Source organism: Streptomyces djakartensis, assembly GCF_014651075.1.
GTDB lineage: Bacteria > Actinomycetota > Actinomycetes > Streptomycetales > Streptomycetaceae > Streptomyces > Streptomyces djakartensis.
In genome coordinates, this window is sequence record NZ_BMWE01000002.1 from 121658 (window position 1) to 132981 (window position 11324).

The window sequence follows — 11324 nt, forward strand, 5'->3', positions numbered from 1 at the left end:
TACGCTGCACTCATCCGATGACCGAACACAAGGAGCCGCGATGCGTGTCGCCCTGTTCCTGACCTGCGTCAACGACACGCTGTATCCGGACACCGGGCGCGCCGTGGTGAAACTGCTGACCAGGCTGGGCGTCGACGTCGACTTCCCGATGGCGCAGACCTGCTGCGGACAGGCGCACTACAACACCGGATACCGTCACGAGGCCGAACCGCTCGCCCGGCATTTCTCCGATGTCTTCCGGGAGTACGAGGCGATCGTGACGCCGTCCGGGTCGTGCGGGGCGATGGTGCGGGAGCTGTATCCGCGGATGGGTGAGCGGGCCCGGGCCGAGGGGCGCGGTGACACCCTCGCGGCTACCCTGGCGCCGGTCGTGCCGAAGACGTACGAGCTCACGGAGTTCCTGGTCGACGTGCTGGGCGTGACGGACGTGGGGGCCTGGTACCCGCACACGGTGACGTACCACCCGACCTGTCACGGGCTGCGCGGGCTCGGGCTCGGTGACCGGCCGCGGCGGCTGCTGAAGGCCGTGAAGGGGCTGGAGCTGGTCGAGCTGCCGGGGGCGGACGAGTGCTGCGGGTTCGGCGGCACCTTCGCCCTGAAGAATCCCGACGTCTCGGCGGCGATGGGCGCCGACAAGGTGCGCAACGCCGAGTCGACGGGCGCTCAGGTGCTGTGCGCCGCCGACAACTCCTGCCTGATGCACATCGGCGGGACGATGGCCCGGCTGCGGACCGGCATGCGGCCGGTGCACATCGCGGAGATCCTGGCGAGCACGGAGGAGGAACCGGCCGTATGAGCGGGACGTATCTCGGGATGCCGGCGTTCCCCGAGGCCGCGCGGGAGGCCGTGGCCAACACGACCCTGCGCGGCAATCTGCGGCACGCCACGCACACCATCCGCGCCAAGCGGGCGAAGGCCGTGAACGAGGTGTCCGACTGGGCCGGGCTGCGTGAGGCGGGCAAGCGGATCAAGGACCACACGCTGCGCCACCTCGACCGCTACCTCATCCAGTTGGAGGAATCGGTGACGGCCGCGGGCGGCGTCGTGCACTGGGCCGCGGACGCCGCCGAGGCCAACGAGATCGTCACCCGGCTGGTGAAGACGACCGGCGAGTCGGAGGTCGTCAAGGTCAAGTCGATGGCGACGCAGGAGATCGGGCTCAACGAGGCGCTTCGGGACGCGGGCATCAGCGCCTACGAGACGGATCTCGCGGAGCTGATCGTGCAGTTGGGCGGGGACCGGCCCTCGCACATCCTCGTCCCGGCCATCCACCGCAACCGGGGCGAGATCCGGGACATCTTCCGGTCGGAGATGGGCGAGTGGGGCCGCCCCGCACCCGACGGCCTCACCGACACACCCGCCGAACTCGCCGAGGCGGCCCGGCTGCACCTGCGGGAGAAGTTCCTGCGGGCCAAGGTCGGCATCTCGGGGGCCAACTTCATGGTGGCCGAGACGGGCACGCTGGTGGTCGTCGAGTCGGAGGGCAACGGCCGGATGTGCCTGACGCTGCCCGAGACGCTGATCTCGGTCGTCGGTATCGAGAAGATCGTGCCGACGTGGCGGGACCTGGAAGTGTTCCTCCAGACCCTTCCCCGGTCCTCGACCGCGGAGCGCATGAACCCCTACACGTCGACCTGGACCGGTACGACGGACGGTGACGGGCCCGGCACGTTCCATCTGGTGCTGCTGGACAACGGCCGCACCGACACCCTCGCCGACGAGGTCGGCCGGCAGGCGCTGCGCTGCATCCGCTGCTCGGCGTGTCTCAACGTGTGCCCGGTGTACGAGCGGGCCGGCGGTCACGCCTACGGCTCGGTGTACCCGGGGCCGATCGGCGCGATCCTCAGCCCGCAACTGCGGGGCACGGGCAGCGAGATCGACGCCTCGCTGCCGTACGCGTCCTCGCTGTGCGGCGCGTGCTACGAGGTGTGCCCGGTCGCCATCGACATCCCCGAGGTGCTGGTGCACCTGAGGGAACGGGTCGTGGAGGGCGGCGAGGTCACGCGGCAGGGCAACAAGGTGGTGCTGCGGCCGGCCAAGGGGCATGCCGCCGAACGGGCGGCGATGCGGGCGGCCCGCTGGGCGTTGACGCATCCGGGCGCGCTGCGCACCGGGCAGCGCGCGGCCTCGCGGACCCGGCGCTTCCATCCCCGGTCGCTGCCGGGGCCCGGCCGGGCCTGGAGCGGGACCCGGGAACTGCCGCCGGTGCCCGCCGAGCCGTTCCGGGACTGGTGGCAGCGGACGCGCGGCGGGAAGGGCGGTGCCAAGTGAGCAGCAGGGAGCGGATCCTGGGGCGGGTGCGGCGCGCGCTGGCGGACACCGCCGGGGACGACGTGCCGTACGAGCGGGCGGTGCCGCGTGACTATCTGCGCGAGCACGGTGACCGGAGTGCCTCGCAGACGGTGGATCTGCTGGCCGAGAACCTGGCGGACTACCGGGCGGTCGTGCACCGCACGGACGGCGAGGGGCTGGCCGGGCTGATCGCGGCACTGCTGGACAAGCGCGGGTCCGCCTCGGTGCTGGTGCCGCCCGGGCTGGACCCGTCGTGGCTGGCGCGGACCGCGGTGACGCGGGTGGCGGACCGGGCGGAGAGCACGCCGCACGAACTCGACGAGGTGGACAGTGTGGTGACCGCCTGTGCGGTCGCGATCGCGGAGACCGGGACGATCGTGCTGGACGGCTCGCACGACCAGGGCAGGCGGCGGATCACCCTCGTCCCGGACCATCACATCTGTGTCGTGCGGGTGCCCTCCCAGGTGGTCTCGTCGGTGCCGCAGGGCCTCGAACGCCTCGACCCGGCGCGTCCCCTGACATGGATCTCCGGACCGTCGGCGACGAGTGACATCGAGCTGGACCGCGTCGAGGGCGTGCACGGCCCGCGCACGCTGGAGGTGATCCTGGTGAGCGGGGACTGACCGGTCAGCGGTGCGGGGCGGAGCCGCTCGAGCGGCTCCGCCCGCAGACCCTGCTCGCCCGGGTCCGGGACGATGTGCGGGCTGAGGGCGGAAGCCCGGGGTTCGCGGACCGGCTGCTGGAGGACGAGATCCGGCGCCGCATCGACACCTTCCGCTCGTTGGTGGCCGCGGAGGCGCGGCGCCGGGTGGCCGAGCGGCGCGGGCGGGACGAGATCGCCCGGCGGGCGGTGGCCCCGGCCGCCGACCGGGTCGACTTCCTGTTCGCCGGCAAGGACCGGCTGGCCGAGCTGCGCAGGGTGGTCCAGCCGCTCGCCCGCAAGCTCGCCACCCGGCTCGCGGCCCGGCGCCGTCGCGCCTCCCGGGGCGCGCGGGTCGCTGTCGACGGGCGGTGTGCCCATGAAGCCAGTACTGCGCAGACGGCGTCCCGCCCGTCCCGAACTGGTCCTGCTGTGCGATGTGTCGGGCTCGGTGTCCGGCTTCTCGGACTTCACGATGCTGCTGGTGCAGGCACTGCACGACCAGTTCAGCAAGGTACGGGTGTTCGCCTTCGTCAACCGGATCGACGAGGTGACCGCGCTGCTCGAACACGGCACCGCCGGCCCGGAGGGGCTGGGCGCCCGGATCCAGGCCGAGGCGGCGCTCACGGGCTATCACGGCAGCAGCGACTACGGCATGGCGCTGGGCGAGTTCGCGGAACGCTAGGAGGGCGCGGCGGGTCCGCGCACCACGGTGTTCATCCTGGGCGACGCGCGGACGAACCGGAGCGACCCGAATCTGCCCGCTGTCCGGCGGATCGCCGAACGGGCCCGCCGCGTCCACTGGCTGAATCCCGAGCAGCGTTCCCGCTGGGGCACGGGCGACTCCGTCGCGCCCGCCTACGCGGAGCCGGTCGGAATGCACGAGTGCCGCGACGTCCGGCAACTGGGCGCGCTGGTGGCGAGGTTGCTCCCGGTGTGACGTCCGATGTCCTAGTCCTTCTTGGCGTACTCCCTGGCCGTCTGCCCCTGGAAGTCGTAGGTCACGACCTGTTCGTCGCCCACGACCCAGGCGTCGTGGCCGGGCGAGACGACGAAGACGTCGCCGGGACCGACCTCCGTCTCACCGCCGTCGTCCATGCGGATGTGCATGCGTCCTTGGACGATGTACCCGTTGTGGTGCATCTGGCAGCTGTCGGTGCCCGCGATCGGCGCCACGGACTCGGACCAGCGCCAGCCCGGCTCGAAGGTCGCCACGGCGAAGTCGAGATCCGTCATGTGGACGGCCTCGAGGTGGCCGCGCGAGAAATCACGCCGCTCATCCGGCTTGTCAAGCGTCTTCACTTCCAGCATGACACGCTCCCTTCCGGGTCCCTACCCTGCAATCGTCCGCCTGTCCAGCGGGGACCGCCATCCGGGGGAGAGCCCGCTCAGAGGCCGCTCCCGCAGAGCTCGGCGAAACGCCCGGCATCGACGTTGCCGCCGGAGACGATCACGCCGACGCGGCGCGGGAGCGGGCCCGCCCGGCCGGTGAGCAGGGCGGCCAGCGGGGTGGCGCCGCTCGGCTCGACGACCATCTTCAGACGCTCGAACGCGAACCGCATCGCGTCCCTGATCGCGTCGTCACCGACCAGCGCGATGGCGTCGACGAGACGCCGGTTGACGGAGAAGGTGAGTTCCCCGGGTGTGGGCAGCGCCTGTCCGTCGGCGATGGTGCGCGGCACCGGGATGCTGATGCGCCGCCCCGCCTCCAGCGAGCGCTTGGTGTCGTCCCCGGCCTCCGGTTCGACGCCGATCATGCGGATGCCGGGGTGCAGCCCCTTGGCCGCGGTGGCACTGCCGGCCATCAGTCCGCCGCCGCCCACCGGCGTCAGTATCGCATCCAGCTCTCCCGCCTCTTCGAGGAGTTCGAGTGCGGCTGTCCCCTGTCCGGCCATCACGTGCGGATGCTCGTAGGGCGGGATGACGGTGAGGCCCCGCTCTGCGGCCAGGGCCTCGGCGATCGCGACCCGGTCGCCGGTGTAGCGGTCGTAGCCGACGATCTCGGCTCCGTAGCCGGCGGTGGCCGCGCGCTTGGACGGCGGCGCGTCCTCCGGCATGACGATCACGGCGGTGGTGCCGAGTTCGCGGGCGGCCAGGGCGACGGCCTGGGCGTGGTTGCCGGAGGAGTAGGAGGCGATGCCCCGGGACAACTGGCCGGGGGTGAGGCGGGAGGCGGCGTTGTAGGCACCGCGGAACTTGAAGGCGCCGGCGCGCTGGAAGTTCTCGCACTTGAGATGGACCTCGGCACCGACGAGTTCGTCGAGGGTCCGCGAGCGCAGCACGGGCGTGTGGTGCGCGATGCCCTTGAGCCGCTCGGCGGCGTCCCGGACGTCGTCGAGGGTGACCGGTGGGGTGGTGGTCGTCACGTGTGCTCTCCAGTCGACGTGTCGTGGGCGGCCCTGGCCTGGGAGAGGTAGTTGTAGGCGGAGGCACGGGAGATGCCGAGCCGTGCGGCGACCTGCTCGACCGCGCCGCGCACGGCGAAGACACCGCGCGCGTCGAGTCCGCCGAACAGCTCCAGCCGCTCCGCGCGGCCGAGTTCCGCCCAGCTGCCGCGCTGCCTCGACTGGTGGGCGTCGACGAGGGCGTCGACCACGGAGTCGATGTCATTGCCGAAGGTGGTGGTCGGCAGCTCCGCCGGGGCCGGGCCGAGACCGGCGAGCGCGCCCAGCAGGCCGTGCACCTGGCTGACGGCGCTGACGTCCACGTTCAGGCAGAGCGCGCCGAACACGGCTCCGGTGGAGTCGCGCAGCACCATCGTGGAGGACTTCACCAGCGTGCCGTTGCCGGTGCGGGTGACGTAGTTCAGCTCGTCGGACGCCTCGTCACCACGGGCCAGGACACCCATGCCGATCTCACTCATCGCTCCGCCCACCGTCCTGCCCGTCACCGACCCGGCCACGGCGACAACCGACTTCTCCGGCTTCCGGTAGTCGTGCAGCACGGCCTCGCAGAGCGGCCCGAAGGTGGCCGCGATGCCGTCGGCGACCGGCGTCAGCGCGGAGAGGATCGCGTCCCGTTCGGCGTCCAGGGCTTGGTCATCGGCGGTCATCGCACCGTCCCCCCTTCTCCCGGCACCACGCTAGACCATGCGTCCAGCAGTTGGATAGAGAGTCCAGGAAAGTCCGGTGGCCTCGATCGAGGGCGGCATCCTCCTGGCCCTGGGCGGCAGCGTCCACCTACGGGCCGGACGACCTCTTCCACGCCGACCAGAACATCGAGCCGGCCCGGCCCTGACGCCGCCCGCCTCAGGCCGCGGCCAGGGCGGGCGACACGGCGGGTACCGGTTCCTCCGCCTCGGCTAGCAGGGCGATGAGCGTCGCCCGGGCCCGCGCCACGCGGGAGCGGACGGTGCCGACCGGGCAGTCGCTCAGCTCGGCGGCCTCCGCGTACGTCACACCGAGGAGCTGTGTGAGGACGAACGCCTCACGCCGCTCGTCCGGCAGCCCGGCCAGCAGCTCCAGCAGCACCACGCCGTCGTCGAAGCCGGGCAGTCCGGGCGGCTGGGCAAGCTCGGCGGCCAGCTCCCAGTCCGGCACGTCGGCACGGCGGGGGCGTACGGCGGTGCGGCGGAGGCTGTCGGCCACCGCTCGCCGGGCGATGGACAGCAGCCAGGAGCGTGCCGAGGAACGGCCCTCGAACCGGTGCAGGCTGCCGAGCGCCCGCAGGAACGTGTCCTGCGCCAGATCGTCCACGGCCTGCGGATCGGCGCACAGGTGGGCCACGTAGCGGATGACGTCGCGGTGCAGGGCGCGCACGAACCGGTCGACGGCCACGGAGTCACCGCCGCGGGCGGCCAGCGCCCAGGCGGTTATCGACTCGTCGGCCGAGGCGAGGCGGTCCGCTCTCCGGCGGGCAGGGGGCAGGGCAGGAGTGGTCACCTGGTGTCCTTCTCGAAGATTGCCGGAGCCACGGGCGCGCGGGCGACGCCGGTACGGGAGGCCGGGCGTGTGCGCGTGGCTCCGGGGTCCGGGTGAGGGAGGGAATGCGGCCGTATCCGTGCGGCGGGGTCGCGGGCACGGAGGTACGACCGGTTCCGGGGCGCGCCGGTGCGGCCCCGGTGTCACCGGCTGCCGTCAGGCGGCAGCGGCCCTCGCAGGTGGCCCTCGAGAGGTGATCGCGTGGACGAGAAGGGCGAGACGCGGCGGCCGGTCCGAGGACCGTCGTCGCGCGCGTACGGGCGGGGGCGGCGGCGCGGGCAGGGCGAACAGGAGCCGCAGCGGCGCGGCCAGCCAGCCGCCCACGGCACGCAGCAGGCGGAACACGGCCCGCTCCCCGTGGCCCAGCCACAGACCGCACAGCAGGGCGGCGAGCAGGTGGGCGACGAGCATGCCGAGCGACGAGTCGCCGCCCGGAACGTCTCCCGCGTGCCCCATGTGCATGGAGGTCGAGCCCATGGAGTGCGTCTCATGCCCCATGGGGCCCGTGTCCGTGGAGTGTGCGCCCATGGAGCGCATGCTCATCGGGTGGGCGCCACCCGCTGCCCCGACGGCCGACGGCTCGAGCGAGAACGCCGAGTGCAGGGCCGTCTGGACGGCCACCGCCACGGCGACGACGAGTCGCAGGCCGCGCTCGCGGCCCGCCAGGCACCAGCCCGCCGAGGCCGTCACGGCCCAGCCGGCCACCAGGGTCCGCACGGACACGTGGTCGCCGGACATCATGACGTGGCCGAGAGCGGCGAGCACGACACAGACAGCCGCGAACACCGCGGCCCGTAACGTGCGAGCACACCACCCAGCTGTCATGGCGCCTCATCTTCGCATCCGGCCCCGCCCGGTCGTCACCCATGGGTACGGGCATCTCCCGTGCGGGGCACTCAATGGGCGGCATGTGATCCAGGCCACTGCCGCGGGTGATGCCTGTCAGTGATGGGCGTGCACCACGGCATGCCCCTTGCCCCGGCCGATCATCCACTTGTTGACCGGAGCCGTGATCAGGAAGGCGACCGCGAAACCGCCCAGCAGGGCGGACCAGAACAGCGTGTCCGTCAGGTGGGCGTCCATCGCCCCGGGAGTGAGCGCGATGATCGCGTTGTCCACGAGTTCCATCACCGTGATCGAGACGGTGTCGGCGGCGAGCGCGACCCGGATCGCCGGCTTGAGGCCCAGACCGGCCCGCAGGACCGCGAACAGGGTGAACGAGTATCCGAAGAGGAACGCGAGCCCGATCGCCAGCACCATGGTGGGCAGATTGCCCCAGTCGAGGGCGGTGCCGATCACCATGCCGAGGATCTCACCGATCGCGCACCCGGTCAGACAGTGGAGCGTCGCCTTGACGGCCGTCCCCCATGAGGCGGCCGTCCCGTGCTGGCGCTCATCGTGGCCATGAGTGTGATCCATGGCCCACACTATATACCCCCCCGGGGTATAGGCGCCAGGCCGGTAGAGTTCTCGCCATGACGACGGAACCGGCACCGGCCGCACACGCCTACCTCTCCCAGCTGTTCTCCCTGCACGGCCGGGTCGCGGTGGTCACGGGCGGCAGTTCCGGCATCGGCCGTGCCATCACCGACGCCCTCGCGCGGGCCGGTGCGAGCGTGGTGGCCGTGGCCCGGGGAGAGGCCCGGCTGGCGGCCACCGTCGAGGAGTTGACGTCGGAGGGCTGCCGCGCCGCGTGGGTGGGCGCCGACCTGAGCACACGGGAGGGCGTGCGAGCGGCCGCCGAGCGGGCCGTCGAGGCGTTCGGTGAGCCCGACATCCTCGTCAACAGCGCCGGGATCAACGTCCGTCCGCCGATGGACGAACTCACCGAGGAGGACTGGGACATGACGATGGCCGTCAATCTCGAGGCGCCCTTCCTCCTGGGGCAGCGGTTCGGGCCCCGCATGGCGGAGCGCGGGTACGGGCGCATCCTGCACATCAGCTCCCAGCAGGCGCACCGCGCGTTCGTCCAGAGCGGTGCCTACGGCGCCTCCAAGGGCGCGCTGGAGTCGCTGGCGCGGTCCCAGGCCGAGGCGTGGTCACCGCGCGGAGTCACCTGCAACGTGCTGGTGCCGGGCTTCGTCATGACACCGCTCAACGCGCGGCTGTCGTCGGATCCCGAGAAGGTGGCCGCGCTCGCCGCGCGCACCATGATCGGACGGAACGGCCTGGCCGAGGACTTCGCGGGAGCGGCGGTCTTCCTGGCGGGCCCGGCGTCCGGCTACATCACCGGGCAGTCGGTCTTCGTCGACGGCGGTCTGTCCGTCCACTGACACCGAAGGTGGCCGCTCTGCGAGGCCGTGCCCCTCACCCGCTCCCTCCCGTCAGCGCGCGGTCCCGTCCTTCCGCCGCAGGAAGACCTCGGTGCTCGGGCCGCGTTCGGAGAACAGACCCGACGGGGAGGCCTTCCGCAGCAGCCGGCGCAGGTCCTCCTCGAAGCGGTCCCGGCGTCCATCGAACAGGTGCGGCGCCGAGAACGACATCGAGAACACCCAGGCGACGACATCGTCTGAGGCCCGCTCCAGTGCCTGACCGCCCGGCACGAGGAGACGCCGGGGGCCGGAGAATCCGGCCCGGGCGAAGACCTCGGCCTCTCCCCCCGGGGTCCCCTGCGGCAGCAGGCCCCGGCCGGCTCTCCGTACGGGCCCCAGGTACCGCTTGACCAGCTCGTCCACCGCCGTGTAGGGGACCGCCGGGTGCGGCAGACCGTCGACGGTCAGCTCGTCCGTCCTCAGGTCCGAGATGTGCACCAGGGCCCCGCCGGGCCGGAGCATGTCCCGGAGGGGCGCCGCGACCAGGTCGCGGTCCATCCAGTGGAAGGACTCCGCCCACCACCCTCGCAGCATCCGGTCCACGACCACCCGACCGGGCGATGACGCCGATGGTTCCACGGGCGGCCGACGGGCGGGTGTCAGTGCCCGGTGTCACGCTGGGGCCACAGAGGATCTGCGGAAGGGATGCATCACCATGATCACCACGGAGTACGCCCCCGGTTCCCCCTGCTGGCTCGACCTCGGCGCCCCGGACGTGCGGACCGCCGCGGCCTTCTACGGCGCCGTGCTCGGGTGGGAGTACGAGTCCATGGGCCAGAGTGAGGACTTCGAGGGCGGGATGTTCCGGAAGGACGGCAAGGTCGTCGCCGGGCTCGGCAAGCTCACGGAGGAGGGCGCGCGCCCGGCCTGGATGCTCTACTACAGCGTCACCGACGCCGACGCCACGACGCAGGCCGTGCGGCAGGCGGGCGGCACCGTGCGGGTGGCGCCGATGGATCTCGACGAGTGGGGCCGGATGGCGCAGTTCAGCGACCCGCTGGGCGGCCAGTTCGCCGTCTGGCAGCCGGGGACCAACAAGGGCCTCGACCTGGTGGACCAGCCGGGCTCGCTGTGCTGGACCGAGCTCTACACCAGCGACGCCGCCGCCGCGCGGGAGTTCTACGGCGGCCTCTTCGGGTGGCAGTTCAGCGACATGCCGATGCCGGGCGGTGGGGGCACCTACACCCTCATCACGCCCGCCGGCCTGCCCGAGGACCGCATGCACGGGGGCCTCATGGAGCTCCGGAAGGAGGATCTGGCGCTGACCAACGGGCGGCCGTACTGGCACCCGGTCTTCGCCGTGGAGGACTGTGACGCGGCGGTGGCGAGGGTGACCGAGCACGGCGGCAGCGTGCAGATGGGCCCGGTGGACGCGGAGGGCGTCGGCCGGCTGGCCGTCTGCCTCGACCCGGCGAACGCCGACTTCGTGCTGCTCGCCCCGTCCGGGAGCTGAACCGCCCGAGCCGTGCGCGGCGGACATCGGGAGTGAACGCTGATGGCGCCGGGTTGCTATTTGCATATGATGTGCAAATGCATGAGTACAGCATCAGGGAAGCCATGCCCGCGGACGTCGACGGGGCGCGGGCGGTGATGCTGGACGCCGTGTACCGCGACTTCGCAACCGGTTACGTGCCCCGGTGGCACGCCGACATCATCGATCCGGTGTCCTTCTACGTCGAACCGCCGCGGCACACCCTCCTGGTCGCCGTGGACGAGCGGGACGGGACGGTGGCTGCCACGGGAGCGCTGGACGCCCGCGGGCCGGCGCACCCGCCGAACCCGCGCCGGCTCGCCGAGCGGTTCCCCTCGGGTGAGACAGCTCAGCTGCGACGGGTGTACGTACGCCCGGAGCACCGGCGGCGGGGTCTGGCCCGGCGGCTGGTGGAGGGCCTGGTGGCCTTCGCGCGGTCCGACGGTGGCTACCGGTCCGTGTATCTGCACACGTATCCGCACTCGCCCGGTGCGATGGGCCTGTGGCGGTCACTGGGCAAGGTGGTGTGCGACGAGCGGGAGGAAGTGCCCGGCGGCAGCGGCGTGGTGCACTTCGAGATCCCCTTCGCGTGAGCAGCCGGGGACGACACTGAACTCCTCGATCTCACCCCTGGCCAAGGTCCTCACCGTCCTGGGCGCTCTCGCGCGCGGCGGTGGTCCGGCCCTGCT

At 72.2% G+C, this 11324-nt stretch carries 12 protein-coding genes and 2 pseudogenes; 7 read left to right on the forward strand and 7 right to left on the reverse strand.

What is annotated here, in order from left to right; all coding sequences use genetic code 11:
• Positions 1 to 40: 40 nt before the first annotated feature.
• The 4 genes and pseudogenes from IE212_RS04005 to IE212_RS04020 form a co-directional block, all read left to right on the forward strand.
• Positions 41 to 796, forward strand: coding sequence for a (Fe-S)-binding protein (locus tag IE212_RS04005; protein WP_190196270.1), 756 nt, complete (start codon positions 41 to 43; stop codon positions 794 to 796).
• Positions 793 to 2271, forward strand: coding sequence for a LutB/LldF family L-lactate oxidation iron-sulfur protein (locus IE212_RS04010; protein WP_190196271.1), 1479 nt, complete (start codon positions 793 to 795; stop codon positions 2269 to 2271). Before IE212_RS04005 ends, IE212_RS04010 begins: the two co-directional genes overlap by 4 nt.
• Positions 2268 to 2915: a LutC/YkgG family protein gene (locus tag IE212_RS04015; RefSeq protein ID WP_190196272.1), complete on the forward strand. Its 648-nt coding sequence runs from the start codon at positions 2268 to 2270 to the stop codon at positions 2913 to 2915. The genes IE212_RS04010 and IE212_RS04015 overlap by 4 nt, the downstream gene beginning before the upstream one ends.
• A 20-nt stretch (positions 2916 to 2935) precedes the next feature.
• Positions 2936 to 3872, forward strand: a pseudogene (locus tag IE212_RS04020) (VWA domain-containing protein); the annotation flags it as partial.
• A gap of 11 nt (positions 3873 to 3883) precedes the next feature.
• Here the strand turns inward: IE212_RS04020 and IE212_RS04025 are convergent.
• From IE212_RS04025 to IE212_RS04050, 6 genes are all read right to left on the reverse strand, one after another.
• Positions 3884 to 4243 (reverse strand): cupin domain-containing protein, encoded by a 360-nt coding sequence (locus IE212_RS04025; RefSeq protein WP_190196273.1) that lies wholly within the window; start codon positions 4241 to 4243, stop codon positions 3884 to 3886.
• Between the two features lie 77 nt (positions 4244 to 4320).
• Positions 4321 to 5298 carry a pyridoxal-phosphate dependent enzyme gene (locus tag IE212_RS04030; protein ID WP_190196274.1) on the reverse strand — a complete coding sequence of 326 codons (978 nt, stop codon included), beginning with the start codon at positions 5296 to 5298 and terminating at the stop codon, positions 4321 to 4323.
• Positions 5295 to 5984: a helix-turn-helix transcriptional regulator gene (locus IE212_RS04035; protein WP_190196275.1), complete on the reverse strand. Its 690-nt coding sequence runs from the start codon at positions 5982 to 5984 to the stop codon at positions 5295 to 5297. The genes IE212_RS04030 and IE212_RS04035 overlap by 4 nt, the downstream gene beginning before the upstream one ends.
• 196 nt (positions 5985 to 6180) lie before the next feature.
• Entirely contained in the window at positions 6181 to 6813 is a 633-nt protein-coding gene (locus IE212_RS04040; protein ID WP_190196276.1) for a sigma-70 family RNA polymerase sigma factor, read from the reverse strand.
• 195 nt (positions 6814 to 7008) lie between these two features.
• Positions 7009 to 7677: a hypothetical protein gene (locus IE212_RS04045; protein WP_190196277.1), complete on the reverse strand. Its 669-nt coding sequence runs from the start codon at positions 7675 to 7677 to the stop codon at positions 7009 to 7011.
• Positions 7678 to 7794: 117 nt separating this feature from the next.
• Positions 7795 to 8271: a DUF4396 domain-containing protein gene (locus IE212_RS04050; protein ID WP_190196278.1), complete on the reverse strand. Its 477-nt coding sequence runs from the start codon at positions 8269 to 8271 to the stop codon at positions 7795 to 7797.
• Between the two features lie 56 nt (positions 8272 to 8327).
• Here IE212_RS04050 and IE212_RS04055 point away from each other — a divergent pair, with 56 nt between their 5' ends.
• Entirely contained in the window at positions 8328 to 9125 is a 798-nt protein-coding gene (locus IE212_RS04055) for an SDR family NAD(P)-dependent oxidoreductase (RefSeq protein WP_190196279.1), read from the forward strand.
• 51 nt (positions 9126 to 9176) lie between these two features.
• On the opposite strand, the pseudogene IE212_RS04060 reads toward IE212_RS04055, so the two are convergent.
• A pseudogene (locus IE212_RS04060) lies at positions 9177 to 9683 on the reverse strand (SAM-dependent methyltransferase); the annotation flags it as partial.
• Between the two features lie 136 nt (positions 9684 to 9819).
• Between IE212_RS04060 and IE212_RS04065 the strand changes: the two are divergent.
• Together IE212_RS04065 and IE212_RS04070 are read left to right on the forward strand one after the other, a co-directional pair.
• Positions 9820 to 10617: a VOC family protein gene (locus IE212_RS04065; protein WP_190196280.1), complete on the forward strand. Its 798-nt coding sequence runs from the start codon at positions 9820 to 9822 to the stop codon at positions 10615 to 10617.
• Between the two features lie 77 nt (positions 10618 to 10694).
• Complete coding sequence (locus IE212_RS04070) at positions 10695 to 11228, forward strand: GNAT family N-acetyltransferase (protein WP_190196281.1); 534 nt, start codon at positions 10695 to 10697, stop codon at positions 11226 to 11228.
• The last annotated feature ends 96 nt before the right edge of the window (positions 11229 to 11324 follow it).

Coding starts and splice junctions, on each gene's coding strand:
- IE212_RS04005 (WP_190196270.1), top strand. CDS start 41: ATGCGTGTCGCCCTGTTCCTGACCTGCGTCAACGACACGCTGTATCCG.
- IE212_RS04010 (WP_190196271.1), top strand. CDS start 793: ATGAGCGGGACGTATCTCGGGATGCCGGCGTTCCCCGAGGCCGCGCGG.
- IE212_RS04025 (WP_190196273.1), bottom strand. CDS start 4,243: ATGCTGGAAGTGAAGACGCTTGACAAGCCGGATGAGCGGCGTGATTTC.
- IE212_RS04035 (WP_190196275.1), bottom strand. CDS start 5,984: ATGACCGCCGATGACCAAGCCCTGGACGCCGAACGGGACGCGATCCTC.
- IE212_RS04045 (WP_190196277.1), bottom strand. CDS start 7,677: ATGACAGCTGGGTGGTGTGCTCGCACGTTACGGGCCGCGGTGTTCGCG.
- IE212_RS04050 (WP_190196278.1), bottom strand. CDS start 8,271: ATGGATCACACTCATGGCCACGATGAGCGCCAGCACGGGACGGCCGCC.
- IE212_RS04055 (WP_190196279.1), top strand. CDS start 8,328: ATGACGACGGAACCGGCACCGGCCGCACACGCCTACCTCTCCCAGCTG.
- IE212_RS04065 (WP_190196280.1), top strand. CDS start 9,820: ATGATCACCACGGAGTACGCCCCCGGTTCCCCCTGCTGGCTCGACCTC.
- IE212_RS04070 (WP_190196281.1), top strand. CDS start 10,695: ATGCATGAGTACAGCATCAGGGAAGCCATGCCCGCGGACGTCGACGGG.